General features: G+C 61.0%; 19 protein-coding genes. 3 read left to right on the forward strand and 16 right to left on the reverse strand.

Annotated elements, in window-relative coordinates; all coding sequences use genetic code 11:
- Nucleotides 1-14 precede the first annotated feature (14 nt).
- The 3 genes from atpA to NCHU2750_RS17185 form a co-directional block, all read right to left on the reverse strand.
- On the reverse strand, nucleotides 15-1,544 hold the full coding sequence (gene atpA / locus NCHU2750_RS17175; RefSeq protein ID WP_119941609.1) for a F0F1 ATP synthase subunit alpha: 1,530 nt from the start codon (nucleotides 1,542-1,544) through the stop codon (nucleotides 15-17).
- On the reverse strand, nucleotides 1,544-2,110 hold the full coding sequence (locus NCHU2750_RS17180; protein ID WP_119941610.1) for a F0F1 ATP synthase subunit delta: 567 nt from the start codon (nucleotides 2,108-2,110) through the stop codon (nucleotides 1,544-1,546). Before NCHU2750_RS17180 ends, atpA begins: the two co-directional genes overlap by 1 nt.
- Before the next feature lie 259 nt (nucleotides 2,111-2,369).
- A complete protein-coding gene (locus tag NCHU2750_RS17185; protein WP_245480274.1) occupies nucleotides 2,370-2,861 on the reverse strand; it encodes an AGROH133_08824 family phage infection protein in 492 nt (163 codons plus the stop codon).
- 177 nt (nucleotides 2,862-3,038) lie between these two features.
- Here NCHU2750_RS17185 and NCHU2750_RS17190 point away from each other — a divergent pair, with 177 nt between their 5' ends.
- A complete protein-coding gene (locus tag NCHU2750_RS17190; RefSeq protein WP_119941612.1) occupies nucleotides 3,039-4,100 on the forward strand; it encodes an alginate lyase family protein in 1,062 nt (353 codons plus the stop codon).
- A 6-nt stretch (nucleotides 4,101-4,106) separates the two neighbouring features.
- Here the strand turns inward: NCHU2750_RS17190 and NCHU2750_RS17195 are convergent, their stop codons facing one another.
- Together NCHU2750_RS17195 and NCHU2750_RS17200 are read right to left on the reverse strand one after the other, a co-directional pair.
- Nucleotides 4,107-6,344 carry a primosomal protein N' gene (locus NCHU2750_RS17195; RefSeq protein WP_119943470.1) on the reverse strand — a complete coding sequence of 746 codons (2,238 nt, stop codon included), beginning with the start codon at nucleotides 6,342-6,344 and terminating at the stop codon, nucleotides 4,107-4,109.
- 54 nt (nucleotides 6,345-6,398) lie between these two features.
- A complete protein-coding gene (locus tag NCHU2750_RS17200) occupies nucleotides 6,399-7,328 on the reverse strand; it encodes a GNAT family N-acetyltransferase (RefSeq protein WP_119941613.1) in 930 nt (309 codons plus the stop codon).
- Nucleotides 7,329-7,465: 137 nt separating this feature from the next.
- Here NCHU2750_RS17200 and NCHU2750_RS17205 point away from each other — a divergent pair, with 137 nt between their 5' ends.
- Together NCHU2750_RS17205 and NCHU2750_RS17210 are read left to right on the forward strand one after the other, a co-directional pair.
- Entirely contained in the window at nucleotides 7,466-8,401 is a 936-nt protein-coding gene (locus tag NCHU2750_RS17205) for a tyrosine recombinase XerC (RefSeq protein ID WP_119941614.1), read from the forward strand.
- A 131-nt stretch (nucleotides 8,402-8,532) separates the two neighbouring features.
- A complete protein-coding gene (locus NCHU2750_RS17210; RefSeq protein ID WP_119943472.1) occupies nucleotides 8,533-9,606 on the forward strand; it encodes a TraB/GumN family protein in 1,074 nt (357 codons plus the stop codon).
- A gap of 62 nt (nucleotides 9,607-9,668) precedes the next feature.
- Here NCHU2750_RS17210 and NCHU2750_RS17215 read toward each other — a convergent pair whose 3' ends face one another.
- The 11 genes from NCHU2750_RS17215 to NCHU2750_RS17265 all read right to left on the reverse strand — a co-directional run bounded on the left by NCHU2750_RS17215 (nucleotide 9,669) and on the right by NCHU2750_RS17265 (nucleotide 23,022).
- Entirely contained in the window at nucleotides 9,669-10,319 is a 651-nt protein-coding gene (locus tag NCHU2750_RS17215) for an EF-hand domain-containing protein (protein WP_162939669.1), read from the reverse strand.
- Between the two features lie 427 nt (nucleotides 10,320-10,746).
- The gene (gene lpdA, locus NCHU2750_RS17220; protein WP_119941616.1) at nucleotides 10,747-12,153 is read right to left on the reverse strand and encodes a dihydrolipoyl dehydrogenase; all 1,407 of its coding nucleotides are present in this window, start codon (nucleotides 12,151-12,153) and stop codon (nucleotides 10,747-10,749) included.
- Between the two features lie 62 nt (nucleotides 12,154-12,215).
- Nucleotides 12,216-12,857 (reverse strand): LysE family translocator, encoded by a 642-nt coding sequence (locus tag NCHU2750_RS17225; protein WP_119941617.1) that lies wholly within the window; start codon nucleotides 12,855-12,857, stop codon nucleotides 12,216-12,218.
- 13 nt (nucleotides 12,858-12,870) lie between these two features.
- Nucleotides 12,871-13,284, reverse strand: a complete 414-nt coding sequence (locus NCHU2750_RS17230) for an MAPEG family protein (protein ID WP_119941618.1) — start codon at nucleotides 13,282-13,284, stop codon at nucleotides 12,871-12,873.
- 120 nt (nucleotides 13,285-13,404) lie between these two features.
- Complete coding sequence (odhB, locus tag NCHU2750_RS17235; protein ID WP_119941619.1) at nucleotides 13,405-14,634, reverse strand: 2-oxoglutarate dehydrogenase complex dihydrolipoyllysine-residue succinyltransferase; 1,230 nt, start codon at nucleotides 14,632-14,634, stop codon at nucleotides 13,405-13,407.
- Between the two features lie 62 nt (nucleotides 14,635-14,696).
- Nucleotides 14,697-17,696 carry a 2-oxoglutarate dehydrogenase E1 component gene (locus NCHU2750_RS17240; protein ID WP_119941620.1) on the reverse strand — a complete coding sequence of 1,000 codons (3,000 nt, stop codon included), beginning with the start codon at nucleotides 17,694-17,696 and terminating at the stop codon, nucleotides 14,697-14,699.
- Nucleotides 17,697-17,980: 284 nt separating this feature from the next.
- Nucleotides 17,981-18,883 (reverse strand): succinate--CoA ligase subunit alpha, encoded by a 903-nt coding sequence (gene sucD, locus NCHU2750_RS17245; protein WP_119941621.1) that lies wholly within the window; start codon nucleotides 18,881-18,883, stop codon nucleotides 17,981-17,983.
- 18 nt (nucleotides 18,884-18,901) lie between these two features.
- The gene (gene sucC / locus NCHU2750_RS17250; RefSeq protein ID WP_119941622.1) at nucleotides 18,902-20,095 is read right to left on the reverse strand and encodes an ADP-forming succinate--CoA ligase subunit beta; all 1,194 of its coding nucleotides are present in this window, start codon (nucleotides 20,093-20,095) and stop codon (nucleotides 18,902-18,904) included.
- 68 nt (nucleotides 20,096-20,163) lie between these two features.
- The gene (gene mdh / locus NCHU2750_RS17255; protein ID WP_119941623.1) at nucleotides 20,164-21,126 is read right to left on the reverse strand and encodes a malate dehydrogenase; all 963 of its coding nucleotides are present in this window, start codon (nucleotides 21,124-21,126) and stop codon (nucleotides 20,164-20,166) included.
- Nucleotides 21,127-21,300: 174 nt separating this feature from the next.
- Nucleotides 21,301-22,464 (reverse strand): cell division protein ZapE, encoded by a 1,164-nt coding sequence (zapE, locus tag NCHU2750_RS17260; RefSeq protein ID WP_119941624.1) that lies wholly within the window; start codon nucleotides 22,462-22,464, stop codon nucleotides 21,301-21,303.
- 27 nt (nucleotides 22,465-22,491) lie between these two features.
- Nucleotides 22,492-23,022, reverse strand: a complete 531-nt coding sequence (locus tag NCHU2750_RS17265; protein WP_119941625.1) for a protease inhibitor Inh/omp19 family protein — start codon at nucleotides 23,020-23,022, stop codon at nucleotides 22,492-22,494.
- Between the last annotated feature and the right edge of the window lie 21 nt (nucleotides 23,023-23,043).

Consider the following 23,043-nt stretch of genomic DNA (forward strand, 5'->3'; position numbering starts at 1 on the left):
GCTAGATCCGTATGTTAAGCGAAAGACTTGGCGTAGGTGTCGATGGCCGACTTGAGCTTCGCCTTGGTGTCGTCGGAGATCTGCTTTTCAGTGCGGATCGTGTCGAGGACGTCCTTGCCTTCCGAACGGAGGTAGGAGAGCAGGCCCTGCTCGAACTTGCCGACATCCGAAACAGCGATCTTGTCGAGATAGCCGTTGACGCCCGAGAAGATCACCGCAACCTGTTCTTCCGTCTTCAGCGGCGAGAACTGCGGCTGCTTCAGGAGTTCGGTCAGGCGCGCACCGCGGTTCAGCAGGCGCTGCGTCGAGGCATCGAGGTCGGAACCGAACTGCGCAAAGGCAGCCATTTCGCGATACTGGGCAAGCTCGCCCTTGATCGAGCCGGCAACCTGCTTCATCGCCTTGACCTGCGCGGCAGATCCGACGCGGGAAACCGACAGACCGACGTTAACGGCCGGACGGATGCCCTGGTAGAACAGGTCGGTTTCGAGGAAGATCTGGCCGTCGGTGATCGAGATCACGTTGGTCGGGATGAAGGCCGACACGTCGTTGCCCTGGGTTTCGATGACCGGCAGAGCCGTCAGCGAACCGGCGCCGCGCTCGTCGGAGAGCTTTGCAGCGCGCTCGAGGAGACGCGAGTGGAGATAGAAGACGTCGCCCGGATAGGCTTCGCGGCCCGGCGGGCGGCGCAGCAGAAGCGACATCTGGCGATAGGCAACGGCCTGCTTCGACAGGTCGTCATAGGCGATTAGAGCATGCTTGCCGTTGTCGCGGAACCACTCGCCCATGGCAGCACCGGCAAACGGTGCGAGATACTGCATCGGCGCCGGATCGGAAGCCGTAGCCGCGATGATGATCGAGTAAGGCAGAGCGCCGCGCTCTTCGAGAACCTTGACGAACTGGGCAACGGTCGAACGCTTCTGGCCGATGGCAACGTACACGCAGAACAGCTTGTCGTTTTCCGGGCCGTTGTCGTGGATCGGCTTCTGGTTCAGGAACGCGTCGAGAATGATCGCGGTCTTGCCGGTCTGGCGATCGCCGATGACGAGTTCGCGCTGGCCGCGGCCAACCGGGATGAGAGCGTCGATGGCCTTGATGCCGGTCGACATCGGCTCATGAACCGACTTGCGCGGAATGATGCCCGGAGCCTTGACGTCGACGCGCGAACGCTGCGTCGCGTTGATCGGGCCCTTGCCGTCGATCGGATTGCCGAGCGCATCGACGACGCGGCCGAGCAGTTCCGGACCGACCGGAACGTCGACGATCGCGCCGGTGCGCTTGACGATATCGCCTTCCTTGATCGTACGGTCGGAACCGAAGATGACCACGCCGACATTGTCGGATTCAAGGTTCAGAGCCATGCCCCGGATACCACCGGGAAACTCGACCATTTCACCAGCCTGCACGTTGTCGAGACCGTAGACGCGGGCAATGCCGTCACCAACGGACAGGACCTGGCCGACTTCGGAAACTTCAGCATCCTGGCCGAAATTCTTGATCTGGTCCTTGAGAATTGCGGAAATTTCCGCTGCACGGATATCCATCAGCCGACCTCTTTCAATGCAAGCTTAAGGGTGGAAAGTTTGGTGCGAAGGGACGTATCGATCTGACGCGAACCGATCTTCACGATCAGACCGCCGAGGATCGACGGGTCGACCGTGACGGCGATGGTCACATCCTTGCCGGTCACGCCCTTCAGCGCCGATTTGAGTTCTTTTTCCTGCGTTGCGGTCAACGCATGAGCCGAAGTGACTTCGGCGGTGATTTCGCCGCGATGCTCGGCGGCGATCTCGCGATAGGCGCGGATCATGCCCGGCAGAGCAAACAGGCGGCGATTGCCGGCCACAACCTTGAGGAAATTCAGGACCGTTACGGAAAAGCCCGCCTTGACGGCAACGGCGGCAACCGCCTGCTGCTGCTCATGAGCGGAAAATACCGGACTTGCGACAAGGCGTCGCAGGTCTTCACTTTCGTCCATCAGCGCCTGGAACCGATCGAGATCGGCACCCACGGCATCAATGGAACCGGCTTCCGACGCAAGTTCAAAGAGCGACAGAGCATAACGCTCTGCGACACCGGAAATAAGCGGGGACGTCTCAGCCACAGGCACAGTTTCCCTGAATTGACTTCAATCATCACGCTCGAAAACGATGATCGAGCAAGACTTTGAAATGTATTGAATTTCCATCGAAACTCGCAGTGCCTCCGCCCAGCGTTTCCGACGTTCGCGGTTCGTCTAGCATAGGATGTAGGGACTCGCAACACGACTCGACGCCGAAAAAGCCTGCCCCACAAGGTGATGCTTATTTATTCGCCGATTTTCCCCGTAATTCCGGGCACTCGGCAACCGCCCGCGGTGATATGCGACATTAGATGTAGCCGAACACGTAGGCGAGCGGCGCGGCCGATAAAGCAACCTCAAGTAGAAAAAACACAATATTCCGTGGCGTTACGCCGCGGTCGATGAAAAATGAAACCAGACGTCCGGCTGCGCCGAGCGCAAGCACCACACCGGTCGCCATATAGAACCAGTCCTGCGCCAGCAGGATCGGCAATATGCCGAGACCGATATAGCGCCCGCCAACGGCCCGAACAGACCCATAACCTTCCGGCCTCACCTCACCCACCTGAAAGGCGGAAAGCCTCAAGACGGTGCCGGGGAAGAGAAAGATCAGGAGACCGATGACAGCCGTCGCGGCGCATCCGATGAAGGCTACTTGTTCGTTCATCTCGGTCGGAAAGTAAAATTCCATGCTGTCGCACCCTTTCGAATCATGCCCGATTCTAGCCGATAGGGTAAAAAAGTCGCAAAGAAGGGGTGAGAGAAAACCTCTCGGATCGACATCGAGCGGCACCTGCATGGGTGCCGTGCACCTTCGCGGCCCGCGGCGCTGTTCCGGAAGGCCGAACGACAGAAGGCCTATGGCCGGCTTTGGCGGTGGGATCATGACGAAAGCCCCCTCAACCGATCCCGGTCGAAAAGCCGCCCCAATCCGGCGCTCTTCTGCCGCAAACATCTCAAGCCCCGGAGAGAGCGCATGAGCCGAGAGATTCTCCGGCGTCTGACTACGTTCCTCGTGCTGGCAATCGTTTCCCTGACGACGGCGCCTGCAATCGCGGCGGAGCCGCTGCAGTCCCCGTTTGACAAGCCACCTGAACGGGCCTCCCCGATACGACCAGAACATGCCTGCCCATTGCCGCCGGATTTGCCCAGAGATCTGTCGACCAGCAGCTATTACGACGACGCCGCCCATTCCCATATCGATCCTGCCCGTCAGCAGGCCTACAGGGTGGCGACGGAGAAGTTTCAGACCGCCGTCCGCAAGGTGGAGGCGATGGCCGACCAGTACCGGACGACCGGCGACGAAAGGGCCGCAGCCTGTGCTGCGTCCTGGCTTGCAGCCTTCGCGCAGGCGGGAGTGCTTGGCGGCGAGATGGCCGGCAATCAATCGGTCTATGTGCAGGGCTGGATGCTGGGTGGCCTCTCGATGACATGGCTGAAGATCCGCGCCGCAGAGGCCTTGCCGGCATCCGCCCGCAGGACGGTGCCTGCCTGGCTCTCCGATCTGGCATCTCAAAACATGACCTACTATGCCGGCCGGGATGCCAAAATGGATCGCCGCAACAACCATCGCTATTGGGCGGGGTTTGCCGTCATGGCAGCGGGCATAGCCGCCGACCGCCACGACTTTTTCGACTGGGGCATTGCAAGCTTTCGCATCGGCATCGATCAGATCCAGCCGGACGGCACGCTGCCTCTGGAATTGGCCCGCCGCGCCCGCGCGCTTCACTATCATCTCTTTGCGGCAGCACCGCTGGTCGCCATCGCCGAGCTGGCCGCAGCAAACGGCATGGATCTCTACGCGGAACGGGATGCCGCCCTGCCCCGGCTCGCCAAAAAGGCCATCTCCGGCATTGAACAGCCTGAGGATTTCGCCGCCAAGGCGGGCATAGCCCAGGAACCAATTCCGCTTCAGGCAGGAAATATCGGCTGGGCTGCGCCATTCGAACACCGGTTTCCGGATCCGGCCCTGCAAGCCCTGCTCGCTCGGCTGAAATCTCGCAGCATCACCTATCTCGGCGGGCTGCCGCCGGGCTGAATATGCTTACAGGAAGCTTTGCGGATCGACATCCAGCTGGATCTGCACCGTGCCGCGCACCTTTGGCCCCTGCGCGATCATGGTCCTCAGAAACGCCTGCATATCGGAATTGCGTCTCCCGTGAACCAGTAGACGGAAGCGATAGCGACCGCGAACAAGCGCAATCGGCGCCTCGGCCGGCCCAAGCACCGATATGCCGGAAACATCCGGTGCCGCAGCCCTCAAGCCTCGCGCGTGGTTTTCCGCATCCGCCCGCGCATCGGCCGAGACGATCAGCGAGGCAAGCCGGCCGAATGGCGGCAAAAGCGCCTTTTCCCGCTCGGAAATCTCCCGCTCGTAGAAGGCGGTGGAATCGCCGGACACGATCGCCTGCATGACCGGATGCTGCGGCTGGAACGTCTGGATCAGCCCGTGGCTCTTCAGGCCCGTGCGCCCCGCGCGCCCGGTCACCTGGCTCAAGAGCTGGAATGTCCGCTCGGCCGCGCGCGGATCTCCATTCGATAGGCCGAGATCCGCATCGACGATGCCGACCAGCGTCATCAGCGGGAAATTGTGGCCCTTGGCGACGAGCTGCGTGCCGATCACGATATCGACATCACCCCTTGTGATCGCTTCCAGCTCCAGCCGCATCCGCTTGACACTGCCGAGAATGTCCGACGACATCACGATGGTCCGGGCCTCTGGAAAATGCTTCTCGACCTCTTCTGCGATCCGCTCGACGCCGGGACCGCAGGCAACCAGATGATCGAGCGTGCCGCATTCCGGGCAGGCTTCCGGCGTTCGCTCGGAATAGCCGCATTGATGGCACTGGATCTGGTTACGGAAGCGATGCTCCACCAGCCAGCTCGAACATTGCGGGCACTGGAAGCGATGTCCGCAGACGCGGCAGAGCGTCAGCGGAGCATAGCCGCGCCGGTTGAGGAACAACAGCGACTGCTCCTTGCGCTCAATCGTGCGCGCCATCGCCCGAAGCAGTACCGGCGACAGGAACCCGCCACGCTCGGGCGGATGCCGTCGCATGTCGATCAGGTGCAGGTCAGGCAGCGCCGCATCGCCGAAACGGGTCGGCAACTGCACGAGATTGTAGCGGCCCGAAAGCCCGTTGACCTGGCTTTCCACCGAGGGCGTCGCAGACACCAGCACGACCGGGAAATCGCCGATCCTGCCCCTGACAACGGCCATGTCGCGTGCGTTGTAGAAAACGCGGTCTTCCTGCTTGTAGGCAGGATCGTGTTCTTCATCGACGATGATCAGGCCCAGCTCTTCGAAGGGCAGGAACAGCGCCGATCGTGCGCCGGCCACCACCCTCACCTCACCAGTAACCACGCCGCGCCACACCTTTTCGCGCATCCGCGGTGAAAGATCCGAATGCCACTCGGCGGGTTTCGCCCCGAACCGCTGCTCGAACCGTTCGAGGAAGGCCGGCGTCAACGCGATTTCCGGCAACAGGATCATCACCTGCTTTCCACGCCGCAGAGTTTCGGCCACCGCCTCGAAATAGACTTCCGTCTTGCCCGAACCCGTGACGCCATCGATCAGCGATGCGGCAAACCCGCCCTGTCGGATCGAACCGACGATCTCTTCGGCCGCTTGCTTCTGCGGTCCCTCGATACGCGGCGCGATATAATCCGGCTCTGGCCTTGCCACGACCGGCGGCGGGGGCAGAAAGATCGTGTCGAACATGCCCTGCTTGATCAATCCGTCGATCACGCTCAGCGACACGCCGGCGGCATGCGCCAGCCCGCTGCGCGTCCACGGCGCCTCCTGTTCGCGCGCCATGTCGAGGACGCGGATTCTTGCCGGTGTCAGCCGGTCCGGCTCGCCGCCGAGATAGCGCAGGCCCTCCACCATCGGCTCGGGATCGAGTGCTGCCGGCGCCCGGATTGCCATGCGGGCCACAAGCCCCGGCGGCGAAAGCGTATAGGCCGACACCCAGTCGACGAAATCCCGCATATCCTTCGATAGCGGCGGGCAGTCGAAGACGAGCGTGATCGGACGAAGCTTCTTCGGATCGAGCCGCTCGTCATTCTCGCCGTCCCAGACGACGCCGATCAACTGCCGAGGCCCGACCGGCACCTGCACGACGGAGCCCGCCTCGACATGCATGCCTTCCGGCACGGCATAGCTATAGGCGCCCGGCACCGGCAGCGGCACCAGCACGGGAACGACGCGCACGGGTTTTGCCGACGGCGCCAGCGCGTCGCCGAACAGCGTACCCATCATGTCAGAAGAATCCTTGCCCATGCGCGGCGACCATGCCGAAAGACGGAACAAAAGTGAACAGGGCGGCGAAGAAAATCAGGCCGTTGCCGCAAGCCGGGCGACACCCTGGAACTCGAACCGCGCATCGCCGTCCTCGGCGAGATCGAAAACCGTGTGATGCTCCAGCGCCTTCGTCACCTCGGCCGGATCGCCTTCCAGTTCCTCCGGCCGGATCATCTGGCCGACGGTAAAATCGAACCGGTTGCCCTTCTTGTTGAGGAGCTCGTAGAACACCGTCATGTCGCGCAGTTCCGTCGACCATTTGGCAAACCAGTAGAACAGGCCGGAATTGCGCGCCGTGATGTGGATCGGCAGGATCGGCAGATTGTATTTGCGCGCCAGACTGACGGCGGATGTCTTCCATGGTCGCTCGTTGAGCTTGCCGTCCGCCCAATAGGCGATGCGGCCGGATGGGAAGAGCACCAGCACCTTGCCCTCCTCCACCGCCTTGTTGGTCAGCACCAGCGTCTCGCGCGTCTTCAACTTGCTCTTGTATTCTTCCCGCCATTCGACCGGAATGATCATCTCTGCAAAGCGCGGATTGACCCTCACCGCATCACGATTGGCAAACACCATCAGGTCCGGTCGCGTCGCCTTCAACAGATCGAACACCGCCACGCCATCGGCAATGCCGGTCGGATGGTTGCTGACGAGGATGAAGCCGCCCTTTTGCGGTATGCGCTCGACATTGCGGGCTTCGATATGCAGCTTCAGCAGATCGCTCATATATTCGAAGCACTGGAAGCCGCTTTTCGGCGCCACGTCGTCGGCGAACTCGATCGCCTTGCCGTATCTCAACAGCGTGTAGAGGAAAGGGCGCATCAGCGGCCAGAACGGGCTACCGACGATCCGCCGGCCGCGCTCGCCGATCAGCGTATCGACGATATGGCCGGGCCGGCCTCGGGAATTGAGTGTAATGGTCTCCGCGAATTGACTGAATGTCGTCGAATTGTCACGGCGGGCCATACAAACTCCTTGGGCAGGGCAGCCTTGTGGCAGCCCTGTATGATAAAACTTTGGCAGACAGCAACGACTTAGTATTTCCGTAACGCTGTCGGTAGCAATCTGGTACTCCTGTCCACCAAAATCAACGGTTGAGCCGATTGAACGAGCTGCTGATCATTGCCGCGCCTGATCTTCTTGCAAAGCGCCACGACTGGCTGGAAAGCCTCAGGAACGAGCGTCGGCTGTCGCAAAACACGCTCGATGCCTATGAGCGCGATACCCGCCAGTTCCTGACATTTCTCACTGGCCACCTCGCCGGACCGCCGAAAATCTCCGACATCCACACGCTTCGCCCGGCCGATTTGCGCTCCTTTCTCGCCGCCCGCCGCCGCGATGGATCGGGGCCGCGATCGCTTGGCCGTCATCTCGCCGGCCTGCGTTCATTCCTAGGTTACCTGGAGCGCCAGGGCCTCATCAATGCGGCCGCGGCCGGTGCCGTCCGGGCACCGAAACAGCCGAAATCCCTGCCCAAGCCGCTCTCCGACCGGCAGGCCACCAGTCTGACGATCACCGAGACACAGATGCAGGACGAGCCCTGGATTGCCGCCCGCGACGCCGCCGTTCTGGCCCTTCTCTATGGCTGCGGCCTGCGCATTTCCGAAGCGCTCGGCCTTCTTCCCGGCGAGATCGAGCCCGGCACCACGACGCTGCGCATCAAGGGCAAGGGCGGCAAGACCCGCATCGTGCCGGTACTGCCGGTCGTGGCCGAGGCCGTCACCCGCTACCGCGATATCTGCCCCTTCCACCTGACCGACGAAAAGCCCCTCTTCCGTGGCGCCCGTGGCGGCCCGCTTCAGCCTGCCATCATCCAGCGGCAGATGCAGAAATTGAGAAGCGCCTTTGGCCTGCCCGACACGGCCACGCCACATGCGCTGCGCCATTCCTTCGCCACCCATCTTCTTGCCGGTGGCGGTGACCTGCGCACCATCCAGGAACTGCTCGGCCATGCCAGCCTTTCGACCACCCAGGTCTATACCGGGGTCGATACCTCGCGCCTTCTTGAAGTCTACGATCGCGCCCATCCCCGTGCGTAAATCTGGGCGTGAACCCGCGCCCGGCATTGCCTCTGTGGACAAGCGCAACTGAACCAATCGTTAACCAGCCCCGTTAAGCACCCGTCGAGCAGCCCTTGGTAATCTCGGCGCGACAAATGCGGATCGATGACATGCACCAATCATTCCTTTCGGAAACCGGCATTAGGCGAATTCAGGATATCGGCCTCTGGCTGCTGGCGGCCATCCATGTCGCGGTTCTGGCTTCGCTGGTTCTGGTGCTGGGCATGCTGTCGAACGCGAATGCGCAGGACACGGCCTGCCACGGCAGCAATCTTCTCGACGAGATGAAGGCGGAAAACCCTGTCGCTTACCAAAAGATCGTTGCCGATGGCGACAAGGTGAAAAACGGCAAGAGCATCTTCTGGAAGATCGAAAAACCCGGCGTGCCCGCCTCCTATCTGATGGGCACCATGCATGTCACCGATCCCCGCGTGCTGAAAATGCCCGAAGGTGCGCCTGCCGCACTGGCATCCGCCAAAACCATCGTCGTCGAATCCGACGAGGTTCTGGACGACAAGAAGGCGATGGCCGGCATTCTCGCCCGTCCGGATCTGACGATGTTCACCGATGGCACCACGATCGATAGCCTGCTGGACAAGGACGACCTGGCCCTGCTGGAGACGACGCTGAAGAAACGCGGCATCCCGCTTTCGGCCGTCTCGCGCATGAAACCGTGGATGCTGATGTCCTTCGTTTCGCTGCCCGCCTGCGAAATGGCCAACAAGGGCGACAAGACCGCCTTTCTCGACAAGCAGATCGCAGTGGATGCGGCAGCCGAGGGCAAGACGGTGAAGGGCCTTGAAACCTTCGCCGAGCAGCTTTCCGCCATGGCGGCGATCCCGACCGACATGCACATGAAGTCGCTGATCGAGACGATCAAGCTCGGCCCGAAGATGGATGATGTCTTCGAGACCATGACCGAACTCTACCTGTCGGGAAATATCGGCCTCACGATGCCCTTCCTCAAACAGGTGGCACCCGAGGGCGAAAACGACGATGCCGGCTATGCCGAGTTCGAACAACTCATCGTGACCAAGCGAAACCACAATATGGCCGAGCGTGCCGCACCGATCCTCGCCAGCGGCAATGTCTTCATCGCCGTCGGCGCCCTCCACCTGCCCGGCGACGAGGGCCTGGTCGAGCTGTTCCGCAAGCAGGGCTTCACTGTCACTGCAATGAACTAAACGGCTCGCTGCGGTCTGCAGCAAGCCGTTCAGCATGTTTCAAGGATGCGAGTTGCGACGGCTCAGACAGTCGTCAGCAGAGCCGATGTCGTGTCGACGTCATCGGAGGAAGACGACAGATATTGCTGTGCAATCTCTTCAAGCTTGGCCAACAGGGCTTCCATCGAGGTCTGATCGTCGGTCGACGATGTGTCGTCGGTTGAGGACGTGTCGTCAGTCGAAGCGGTTGCGTCCGTATCGGTCGACGAATCGGCCAGCAGCGAGCCATCACGGTCAGCCGCCAGCTCGCTTTCGGTGATGCTGCCATCACCATCGGTGTCCAGCGACGAGAACAGCTTGGCCGACATATCCTCGCTGACGCCTTTAGGCGCTCCGGCCGCGAATTCCGCTGCGCTGATCGCACCGTCGCCGTCGGTATCAAGTTTGGAGAGCATCATCTCTGCCGGAGACTCTCCGTCAGACTGACCACTCTGCGCCTCGCCGCTGCCTGCCTGCAGGATGATGGACATCATCATCGACGAAAGCTGGCTGGCGGCCGCATTACCGGTGCTGCCATCGTCTTCGGATGTTGTCGACAGCAACGACGTCGAACTGGACGTCGATGCGGTCGCGGCGGCAAGCTCGTCGGCAGAGACGACGCCGTCACCGTTCGTATCATAACGCGATACGTAACTGCTTGTCGTTGAACTGGAAATGGAGCCTATGCTGGTCAATTTGGCCTCCTGGGGACCTCTTGCCACGTCGAAACAAGTGAACCGTTGGGAAGGGACGTCATGCCCATGCCGTCGTCTTGACGGTAATGCCTCATGCATGAAACGGGATGAGTTTTACGCATCTCCGTTGAGGCTGAGCCGCGGAGGCCGCCCTTAAATACACCGGGCGTTAACCATTCTTTTACCGGGATTTTCCGCCCCTCGCAAAAGCACGCTATCAGTCGAAAGAAATCAGGGTTGACACCATTCGAATCAATGGTTTGTTAACCTTTGCGCTACTGTGGCTTTAACTGCGAATCGTCACTCAATCGGGCCACGAACATACAACCCGTGGCTCGGCGGGATGATTCGATATCGATGTTGAAACGAAAAAGAGCCGCACCCCGAAGGCACGGCTCTCGATCTCGTCAGGAAAGGTCCTGGCCGATTACATATGGATCGGCTTGGCGAAGGTGGCGAGGGCAGCCTCCTTGACGGCCTCCGACATGGTCGGATGCGCGTGGCAGGTGCGGCCGAGATCTTCCGATGCACCGCCGAACTCCATCAGCACGGTGATCTCGTGGATCATCTCGCCGGCGCCGAAGCCGACGATATGGCCGCCGAGGACCCGGTCGGTATCCTTGTCGGCGAGGATCTTGACGAAGCCGTCCGTTGCCAGCATGGCGCGGGCGCGGCCATTTGCCGTGAACGGGAACTTGCCGACCTTATAGGCGATGCCTGCGGCCTTGAGTTCCTCTTCGGTCTTGCCGACGGAGGCGACTTCCGGCTGGGTATAGACGACGCCCGGAATGACGTCATAGTTCACATGGCCATGCTGGCCGGCGAGGATTTCGGCGAGCGCGACACCCTCATCTTCCGCCTTGTGCGCCAGCATCGGGCCCTTCACCACGTCGCCGATCGCATAGATGCCCGCGACATTGGTCTTGAAGCCATGGTCGATCTCGACGCGGCCGCGATTGTCGAGCGCGACGCCGGCACCCTCGAGGCCAAGACCTTCGGTATAGGGCTTGCGGCCGGTGGAGATCAGCACGACATCTGCCTCTACGGTTTGCGCCTCGCCGCCCTTGACGGGTTCATAGGTCACCTTGGCGCCGGTCGCGGTCTTTTCGACGGCCGTGACCTTGGCTTCGGTGCGGATATCCATGCCCTGCTTTGCGATCATCCGCTGGAACTGCTTCGACACGTCGGCATCCATCGCGCCGAGCAGCTTGTCGAGATATTCGATGACGGTGACCTTGGCGCCGAGACGCATCCAGACCGAGCCGAGTTCCAGCCCGATGACGCCGCCGCCGACCACGATCAGGTTCTGCGGAACCTTGTCGAGCGAGATCGCACCGGTGGACGACACGATCACCTTCTCGTCGATTTCGACATTGACGCCCGGAATGCCGGCGACATCCGAACCGGTAGCGATGACGATGTTCTTCGTCTCCAGTTCCTGCACCTTGCCGTCTTCGCCGGTGACGGAAACCTTGCCCGCGGCAACGATCTTGCCGGTGCCGATAAACCCGTCGATCTTGTTCTTCTTGAACAGGAAGGCGACGCCGTCGACGTTCGACTTGATGGTCGCATCCTTATGGGCCATCATCTTCGACAGGTTGAGCGTCGGAGCAGCCACTTCAACGCCAAGCGCATCGACGCCATGGGCGACCTGGTGGAACATTTCCGATGCATGCAGCAGCGCCTTGGACGGAATGCAGCCGACATTGAGGCAGGTGCCGCCATAGGTGGCGCGCTTTTCGACGACCGCGACCTTCAGGCCGAGCTGGGCTGCCTTGATTGCGCAGACATAACCGCCGGGGCCACTTCCGATAACGACGACATCATAAGCCATGTTCTAATTCCTGGTTCCTGGTTTTGGCGGGGTCGTTCCCGCGGAGATTTCGACAATGGCCTTCAGGCCGCTTTTTCAGTCGCAAGTTTAAGTCCGAGCGCGATGAACACCACGCCACTGGTCCGGTCGATCCACTTGCTGGCACGCGAGAAGGCCGCCCGCATGCGCGGCGTCGTCATGAACGTGCTGACGCCGACGAACCAGACGATCAGGCAGGTCGCCATCACCAACCCGTAGCCGAACTTGATCGCCATCGGCGTATGCGCGCTGACGACTGTCGAGAAAATCGACAAAAAGAAAAAGACCGGTTTCGGATTGAGCGCATTGGCGGCAAAGCCGAGCGTGAATGCCTTCAGCGCCGATTGCTTCCGGGGTTGGTTGTCAGAAGCTTCCGGCGCAACGGTGATTTCGGTCTTGCCTGCCCTCAGCGCCTTGATGCCGATATAGATCAGATAGGCGACACCCAGCCATTTGACGATATTAAACAGATAGACCGACTGCGAGATGATCAGGCCGAGGCCGAGAATGGTATAGGTGACATGGAACATCAAAGACGTGCCGATGCCGAAGCTGGTAATGATCGCCTGTCGCCGCCCCTGCATGATCGCCTGGCGCATGACCATGGCCAGATCCGCACCCGGCGAGACGATCGCGAAGGAGAAGATGGCCATCAGCGAGATCAATTCGATGAGATAGGCATGCATTGGATAAGATCCCTCAGAAAAGCAAGGCAGCCATCATGATCACCAGCCCGGCCAGGCTCAACAGCCAGACGAGCGAACGGATATAGGCAATGCCGGCAAGATAAAGCGGCACATAGGCAATCCGGGCGATCAGCCAGACCCAGGCACCGCCGATGCCGAGCCCGCTTGGATCACCGATGAAGGCAAGCCCGAGAAGCAGGCCGATAAAGGCCGGATAGGTTTCCTGATAGTTTTTCGAGGCGCGAGCCGCCCGGCCCGCCACCGCGCTCTTCGGCGCAACGCCCTCGTCACGCGGTCCTGCATTCCACTTGGAACCCAGCTCGCGCGTCGCAAGAAAACCCTGCAGCAGAATATGAAAGAGCAGCAGGACGACGCTCAGGCAAAGCACTACCACGAGATGGGTCGCATTTGCCGAAGCGGGTTCCATGCTGCTCTCCCTTAATTCAGAACATGTCGCGCAAACTTAGACGCGTTAGCGACAAAGACATGCGGCAGAAAGAAACCGAAGCGACACCAATCCCACGGATCAGCATCGCTTCAGGATTGATCAGAGATCGAGAACCAGACGTTCCGGATCTTCCAGGCTTTCCTTGACGCGAACGAGGAAGGTAACCGCTTCCTTGCCGTCGACGATACGGTGGTCGTAGGAGAGCGCGAGATACATCATCGGACGGATGACGATCTGGCCGCCGACGACGACCGGACGCTCTTGGATCTTGTGCATGCCGAGAATACCGGACTGCGGAGCGTTGAGGATCGGCGAGGACATCAGCGAACCGTAGACACCACCATTGGTGATGGTGAACGTGCCGCCCTGCATGTCGGCCATCGACAGCGAACCGTCGCGGGCTGCCTTGGCAAGACGGGCAAGTTCCTTCTCGACGCCGGCGATCGAACGCTGGTCGGCATCACGGATGACCGGCACGACGAGGCCCTTGTCGGTACCGACCGCCATGCCGACATGGCAGTAGTTCTTGTAGATGAGGTCGGTGCCGTCGATCTCGGCGTTGACAGCCGGCAGTTCCTTCAGCGCGTGGGTCACAGCCTTTGTGAAGAAGCCCATGAAGCCGAGCTTCGTGCCGTGCTTCTTCTCGAACACGTCCTTGTAGCGGTTGCGCAGGTCCATAACGGCCTTCATGTCCACCTCGTTATAGGTGGTCAGCATGGCTGCGGTGTTCTGTGCATCCTTGAGGCGCTTGGCGATCGTCTGGCGCAGACGGGTCATCTTCACGCGCTCTTCGCGCGATGCGTCGTCAGCAGACGATACCGGGCGCGGAGCCGCCGGAACGGCAGCCGGTGCCGGAGCCGACGAGCCCTTGGCGATGGCAGCAAGAACGTCGCCCTTCAGAACCTGGCCGCGCTTGCCCGAACCGTCGATATCGGCGGTCGAGATATTGTTGTCGGCAGCCACCTTGGCGGCAGCCGGTGCAGCCGGCATGGACGATGCGGCCGCAGGAGCAGCAGCAGCCGGCGCGGCGGCGACGGGAGCGGCAGCGGGTGCCGGTGCAGCAGCAGGAGCGGCAGTCGCGGCACCTGCACCGCCTTCGGCGATCTGGCCGAGCAGCGCGTCGAGGCCGACGGTCTCGCCGTTCTGCGCAACGATTTCGGTCAGCACGCCGGAAGCCGGGGCCGGCACTTCGACGGTAACCTTGTCGGTTTCCAGTTCGACCAGAGGCTCATCGGCCTTGACCGTGTCGCCGACCTTCTTGAACCAGGTGCCGACTGTTGCCTCGCTGACGGACTCGCCGAGAGTTGGGACGCGGATTTCGGTGGCCATGACTTGTTTCCGTTTTTTTTCCAGATTTCGTTTCGTATGAAATAGGGGAGACGGCTGAAAAATCAGCCGCCGAGTGCGTCTTCGAGGAAAGCCTCGAGCTGCGCCAGATGCTTCGACATCAGACCGGTCGCAGGCGATGCCGCAGCCGCGCGGCCCGTGTAGCGGACGCGCTGATACTTGGCATCGATATGCGCCAGAACCCATTCCAGGTACGGGTCGATGAACGCCCATGCACCCATGTTCTTCGGCTCTTCCTGGCACCAGACCATTTCCGCGTTCTTGAAGCGCGAAAGCTCGTTGATCAGGGCCTTTGCCGGGAACGGATAAAGCTGTTCGATACGCAACAGGTAGATGTCGTCGATGCCGCGCTTCTCGCGCTCTTCCAGAAGGTCGTAGTAGACCTTGCCGGTGCACATCACGACGCGACGGATCTTGGCATCCTTCTGCAGCTTGATCGGGCCGTCCTTGATGACTTCCGCATCGTCCCACAGCAGGCGATGGAACGAGCTTTCGCCCGCCAGTTCCGCCAGCGAAGACGTGGCGCGCTTGTGGCGCAGCAGCGACTTCGGCGTCATCAGGATCAGCGGCTTGCGGAAGTCGCGCTTCACCTGACGGCGTAGGATGTGGAAGTAGTTGGCCGGCGTCGTGCAGTTGGCGACCTGCATGTTGTCTTCGGCGCAAAGCTGCAGGAAGCGCTCCAGGCGTGCCGAGGAGTGTTCCGGACCCTGGCCTTCATAACCATGCGGCAGAAGGCAGACGAGACCGGACATGCGCAGCCACTTGCGTTCGCCAGACGAGATGAACTGGTCGAACACCACCTGCGCACCGTTGGCGAAATCGCCGAACTGGGCTTCCCACAGCGTCAGCGCATTCGGACGGGCGAGCGAATAGCCATATTCGAAACCGAGAACGGCTTCTTCCGACAGCATGGAGTTGATCACTTCATACTTGCCCTGGCCCGGCTGCAGGTTGGACAGCGGGATGTAGCGTTCTTCGGTGTCCTGATCGTAGAGAACCGAATGGCGCTGCGAGAACGTGCCGCGTTCGCAATCCTGGCCCGACAGGCGGATCTTCGTGCCTTCGACGGCGAGCGAGCCGAACGCAAGTGCCTCCGCCATCGCCCAGTCGAGACCTTCGCCGGTCTCGATCATCTGCGCGCGGTTTTCCATGAAACGCTTGATCGTGCGGTGCGCGTTGAAGCCTTCCGGAATGACCGAAAGCTTGCGACCGATTTCCTTGAGGCTCTTCATCGGCATCGAGGTCTTGCCGCGGCGCTGTTCGTCGGCATCGTCAGCCGAACGAAGACCCGACCACTGACCGTCCAGCCAGTCGGCCTTGTTCGGCTTGTAGCTCTGACCGGCTTCGAATTCGGCGTCGAGATGCGAACGCCAGTCGGCCTTCATCTTGTCGAATTCGGCTTCGGTCAGCACGCCTTCGGCGATCAGACGGTCAGCATAGAGCTCGGCCACGGCCTTGTGAGCGCGGATGACCTTGTACATCTTCGGCTGGGTGAATGCCGGCTCGTCGCCTTCGTTATGGCCGAAGCGGCGGTAGCAGAACATGTCGACCACGACCGGCTTGTGGAACTTCATCCGGTATTCGGTGGCAACCTTGGCGGCATAGGTGACCGCTTCCGGATCGTCGCCATTGACGTGGAAGATCGGCGCTTCGATCATTTTTGCCACGTCGGACGGGTATGGAGACGAGCGCGAAAAGCCCGGATTGGTGGTGAAACCGATCTGGTTGTTGATGATGACGTGCATCGTACCGGCAACGCGATGACCGCGCAGGCCCGACAGGCCGAGGATTTCGGCAACAACACCCTGGCCCGCGAATGCGGCATCGCCGTGCAGCAGCAGCGGCAGCACCTTGGAGCGCTCGGAGAGCGGGATGATGTTGTCCTTTTCCCAAACCTTGGTCAGCAGGTCCTGCTTGGCGCGGGCTTTGCCCATGACGACCGGGTTGACGATCTCAAGGTGCGACGGGTTGGCCGTCAAAGACAGGTGAACCTTGTTGCCGTCGAATTCGCGGTCGGAAGAGGCACCGAGATGGTACTTCACGTCGCCCGAGCCTTCGACTTCGTCGGGCTTGTAGGAACCGCCCTTGAACTCGTGGAACACGGCGCGGTGCGGCTTGCCCATGACGTTGGTCAGAACGTTCAGGCGGCCGCGGTGTGCCATACCGACGATGACTTCTTCGAGGCCGAGCTGGCCGCCGCGCTTGATGATCTGTTCGAGCGCCGGAATCAGCGCTTCACCGCCATCAAGGCCGAAGCGCTTGGTGCCTTTGAACTTGACGTCGAGGAACTGCTCGTAGCCTTCGCCTTCGATCAGCTTCGACAGGATGGCCTTCTTGCCTTCCGGCGTAAAGTCGATGCCCTTGTTCGGACCTTCGATCCGTTCCTGGATCCAGGCCTTTTCCTCCGGGCTCGACATATGCATGAACTCGACGCCAATGGTCGAGCAATAGGTCCGTTCGAGGATCTCGATCATCTCGCGCACGGTTGCGTATTCGAGGCCGAGAACGTTGTCGATGAAGATCTTGCGGTCGTAATCGCTTTCCTCGAAGCCGTAGGACTTCGGCGACAGCTCGTTATAGTCCTCCACCGGGCTTGCAATGCCGAGTGGGTCGAGCTTGGCATGCAGGTGGCCGCGCATGCGGTAGGCGCGGATCATCATGATGGCGCGCACGCTGTCGCGGCTCGCCTGATGAACGTCGGCCGGGTTGACGACGGCACCCTTGGCAGCGGCGGCAGCCTCCGCCTTCGCCTTCACTTTGGTTTCGATTGCCTTCTCGACCACAGGCCAGTTGCCGTCGAGCGCGGAGACGAGTTCGCCGGACGCCGGCAGCGGCCAGTTCGACTTCTTCCAGGAGGCGCCCTGGGCAGCCTTCTTCACATCTTCGGGACTGTCGGCCAATGCCTTGAAGAAGGCCTGCCATTCTTCCGAGACCGAATTCGGATCGGCTTCGTAATTGGCGTAGAGTTGTTCGATATAGACGGCGTTCGCGCCGTCCAGGAACGAAGTGATGAGAAACTGCTCGTTAGCTTCTTGCCGTGACATGGCCTATTGCGGGCGCCGCGCCCGCCTCCTCGCGTGATCGGAACCGAAGACCTCCACGGTTCCGCATTCTCTTGGGTGTCTTATCCCGCCTTTTTTCATTGCCCCGGCACCCTTCCCCGTCTGCGGAAAAGGAGGCGTATAGTGCCGTTCCATCACCCCGGACAGTTGCTTCTGCAACTCCCTTTTCCGAAGCCTCGCAATCGAGGTTTTGGCAAAGGGCCGGGTAAGGAGCAATTCGCTATCGATCGCCGGCTTAAGAGCCGGCGATCGACCTTTATGTGGCGTCAGCCCTTCAGGACTTCAACTAGCGTCTTGCCGAGGCGTGCCGGCGAAGGCGATACCTTGATGCCGGCTGCTTCCATGGCTGCGATCTTGGATTCCGCGTCGCCCTTGCCGCCGGAAACGACAGCACCGGCATGACCCATGGTGCGGCCCTTCGGAGCGGTACGGCCGGCGATGAAGCCAGCCATCGGCTTCTTGCGACCCTTCTTGGCTTCGTCGATCAGGAACTGGGCTGCATCTTCTTCAGCCGAACCGCCGATTTCGCCGATCATGATGATCGAGGTCGTGGCTTCGTCGGCCAGGAACATCTCGAGCACGTCGATGAATTCGGTGCCCTTGACCGGGTCGCCGCCGATGCCGACAGCCGTCGTCTGACCCAGACCTTCGTTGGACGTCTGGAATACGGCTTCATAGGTCAGCGTGCCGGAGCGCGAAACGATACCGACCGAACCCTTGCGGAAGATCGAGCCCGGCATGATGCCGATCTTGCATTCTTCCGGCGTCAGGATACCCGGGCAGTTCGGGCCGAGCAGGCGCGACTTGGACTTGTCGAGCTTGGCCTTGACCTTCACCATGTCCATGACCGGGATACCCTCGGTGATGCAGGTGATGAACGGGATTTCGGCGTCGATCGCTTCGATGATCGCGTCGGCGGCACCTGCCGGCGGAACGTAGATCACGGAAGCGTCTGCACCGGTCTTTTCCTTGGCTTCGGCAACCGAAGCGAAGATCGGCAGGCTTTCGCCCTTCGAACCGGTCCAGGTTTCGCCACCCTTCTTCGGGTGGATACCGCCGACCATCTGCGTGCCGTAATAGGCGAGCGCCTGTTCGGTGTGGAACGTACCGGTCTTGCCGGTCAGGCCCTGAACGAGGACCTTGGTATTCTTGTTGACGAGAATCGACATGAGATGAGGTCCTTCAGATTAGGCGTTGATCGCAGCGACGATCTTCTTGGCCGCATCGTCCAAGTCGTCTGCAGCCGTGATCGCGAGACCCGACTCGTTGAGGATCTTCTTGCCGAGGTCGACATTCGTGCCTTCCAGGCGCACGACGAGCGGAACCTTGAGGCCGACTTCCTTCACGGCGGCGATAACGCCTTCCGCGATGACGTCGCACTTCATGATGCCACCGAAGATGTTGACGAGGATGCCCTCGACCTTCGGGTCAGCCGTGATGATCTTGAAGGCAGCCGCGACCTTCTCCTTGCCCGCGCCACCGCCGACGTCGCAGAAGTTAGCCGGCTCCTTGCCGTAAAGCTTGATGATGTCCATCGTCGCCATGGCGAGACCGGCACCGTTGACCATGCAGCCGATATTGCCGTCGAGGGCAACATAGGCGAGGTCCCACTTGGAGGCTTCGATTTCCTTGGAATCTTCTTCCGTGACGTCACGCAGTTCCTTGACGTCGTCGTGACGGAACAGCGCGTTGCCGTCGAAGGACATCTTGGCGTCGAGAACGCGCAGGTGGCCGTTCTTCATGACGATCAGCGGGTTGACTTCGAGGAGCGCCATGTCCTTTTCGCCGAACGCCTTGTAGAGCGCCGGGAACAGCGACTTGGCGTCTTCGGCGGCAGCGCCGGTCAGCTCGAGAGCCTTGGAGATCTTGGCAACGTCGTCAGCGGTCACACCCTTGGTCGGGTCGATCGCGATCGTGTGGATCTTTTCCGGCGTGTCATGCGCGACGGCTTCGATGTCCATGCCGCCTTCGGTCGAGACGACGAAGGCAACCTGGCCGACCGAGCGGTCGACGAGCAGCGAGCAATAGAGTTCGCGGTCGATATCGGCGCCGTCTTCGATATAGAGGCGGTTGACCTGCTTGCCGGCTTCGCCCGTCTGCGCCGTGACCAGCGTATTGCCGAGCATTTCCTTGGCGTGAGCGACGACTTCGTCGATCGACTTGGCCAGGCGAACGCCGCCCTTGGCATCAGGGCCGAGTTCCTTGAACTTGCCCTTGCCGCGGCCGCCGGCATGGATCTGGCTCTTGACCACGTAGAGCGGGCCGGGAAGCTGCTTGGCAGCGGCTTCTGCTTCTTCGACCTTGAGGATGGCGACACCTTCTGCGACCGGTGCACCATAGCCCTTCAGGAGAGCCTTGGCCTGGTATTCGTGAATATTCATGGGGCTTGATCCCTATTTGAATGACGTGAGCGCTGACCGAGGCCAGCGCCGAACTTTTCGGGGTCGGATTACTTGAGCGACGGCGCGATGCCGATGCAGGCTTCGCACAGGCTGGCGACGGCGCCGACCGACTTCTGGAAGGCGGCTTCTTCGTCCTTGTTGAACTCGACTTCGATGATGCGTTCGATACCGCCGGCACCGATGATCGTCGGAACGCCGACATACATGTCCTTCACGCCGTACTGGCCGGACAGATAGGCTGCAGCCGGAAGCACGCGTTTCTTGTCCTTGAGGAAGGATTCGGCCATTTCGATCGCCGAGGCGGCCGGAGCATAATAGGCAGAACCGGTCTTCAGAAGACCGACGATTTCCGCGCCGCCGTCACGGGTGCGCTGGATGATCTCTTCGAGGCGCTCGGCGGTGACCCAGCCCATCTTGACGAGATCGGTCAGCGGAATGCCGCCAACGGTCGAGTAGCGTGCAAGCGGCACCATGGTGTCGCCATGGCCGCCGAGAACGAAGGCGGTGACGTCCTGGACGGATACGTTGAATTCTTCCGAAAGGAACAGGCGGAAACGGGCGCTGTCGAGCACGCCGGCCATGCCGACGACCATGTTCTTCGGCAGGCCGGAGAACTTCTGCAGGGCCCATACCATCGCGTCGAGCGGGTTGGTGATGCAGATGACGAAGGCGTTCGGGGCATATTTCTTGATGCCGGCGCCAACCTGTTCCATGACCTTCAGGTTGATGCCGAGCAGGTCGTCACGACTCATGCCCGGCTTGCGGGCGACACCGGCGGTGACGATGCAGACATCTGCGCCTTCGATCGCCGCATAGTCGCTGGCGCCCGTAAGCTTGGCGTTGAAGCCCTCGACAGGGCCGGACTGGGCGATATCGAGGCCCTTGCCCTGCGGAATGCCGTCGGCGATATCGAACAGGACGACGTCGCCCAGCTCCTTCACGCTGGCGAGATGCGCCAGCGTGCCACCGATCATGCCAGAACCAATAAGTGCGATCTTCTTACGCGACATCGAAATGCTTCCTCTCAGGTCCGTACCTGCGACAAGTCATCGCAGGTTCTCCTTGCGGCAGCACCGATAACGCCATCTGCCAAGAATGGCAAATGATTATTTTGGCACTATATATTTCAATCGGTTAGATATGATTTGACTTACGTAAACGTAAGAAAAAGCGTCACAATTATGTCAGACTGTCTGCCGCTTCTCGTTATGCAGCGCAAGATATTCCGCGCTGCGCATCTCGAACAGGCGCGACACGGTGCGGTCGAATTCAAACCCTTCCGTGCCTCTTCTTTCAGAGAGAATTTGATCGGGCGCAGTTGCGGCCGAGATGAACAGACGCACGGAATGATCGTAAAGTGCATCGACGAGATTAATGAAGCGTTTCGCCTCATTGCGCTTTTCCGCCCCAAGTTGCGGAACATGCTCGACGAAAACCGTGTCGAACCGGTCGGCGATCGCCAGGTAATCCGACGCGCCGAGCGGCTTCTCACAGAGATCCCTGAAGGTGAAACGCGCAGCCCGGCCGGCCGCCTGCGGCACATGAATACTGCGCCCCTTCATCGGCAGATCGACAGGCTCCGCCCGCTCCCCATCCGTCACCTGATGCCATGCCGCCTCGATCGCAGCATCCGTCCGGCCGTCGAGCGGCGTCAGATAGACCGGCAGGTTGGCATTCTTCTGCATCCGGTAATCGGTGGGGCTATCCAGCGTCACCACATCGACATTGGCGCTCAGCAGTCCGATGAACGGGACGAACAGGCCGCGATTGAGCCCGTCCTTGTAGAGATTGTCGGGCGCCACGTTGGATGTTGCGATCAGCACGCAGCCGAGATCGAACAGCTCGGTAAAGAGCCGCGCCAGGATCATCGCATCGGTGATGTCAGTCACGGAAAATTCATCGAAGCAGAGCAGTTCCGCCTCGGCAAAGAGTGCGGCGGCAACCGGCGGCACCGGATCGGCCTGCTTGGTTTCGCCACGCTTCAGCTTCTGCCGCTGTTCGTGGATGCGGTTATGCACATCGGCCATGAACTCATGAAAATGCGCCCGTCGCTTCTTTCTCGTCGGCGCCTTCTTGAAGAACATGTCCATCAGCATCGTCTTGCCGCGGCCGACGCTGCCATAGACGTAGAGGCCGCGGATCTTGCCCGGCTTTCCCCCGCCCTTGGCAAACAGCCAGCCGAGTGCGCTGGTCTTCTTGGCGGGCTTTGCACCGCGCAGCGAGGTCAGCACATGGTCGAGCTTCGCCGCTACCTGCAGCTGCGCCTGATCCGGCGTCAGCACGCCGGAAGCGGCAAGGGCCTTCAGTTCCTCGCCGACACTCGACGTATATTCGGGAATGGGCTCCACGCGGGCCCCTCTATCGTAATTGACGGATTAGCGGCTGAGGCTGACCGGCTGGCCGGAATTCATCGTGCCGTCGAAGCGGTTGTCGGCGCTCTTGTAGACGCGGCCGATCACGTCACCCGCACGGCTCTTGAACTGAACCATCTTGCCGGAAACTTCCCAGGACCCCATCGTCGTCAGGTCGCCGGCACAGCCACGCGTGCCGCCGCGCGAACCGCCGCCGAGATTGGTCAGCGTCAGGAACATGTCGCAGGACGCACCGCCGTTCGAAACGCGCCAGTTGCCGACCATCTGCTCCTTGGTCACGTCGAGAGCATTTGCCGGCGGCGCTGCGGCAGCCGGATTGCCCATGGCCATGTTCTGGCCTGCCTGCGGAGCAGTCGGATACTGCGAAGCATCACCGGGCGGCGGAAGCTGGCCACCCTGCACGCTCGGCACCGGCTGCGCCTGAAGCGGAGCGGGCTGCGAAGGCAGATCGTTATACGGGCTGTAGGATGTGCGCTGGCAACCGGCCAGAGCCAAGGTCAGAACGAGACCCGTTGCCACATACTTGAACTGCATCGAAAACTCCTGTCCGGATCA

The organism is Neorhizobium sp. NCHU2750 (assembly GCF_003597675.1).
GTDB lineage: Bacteria > Pseudomonadota > Alphaproteobacteria > Rhizobiales > Rhizobiaceae > Neorhizobium.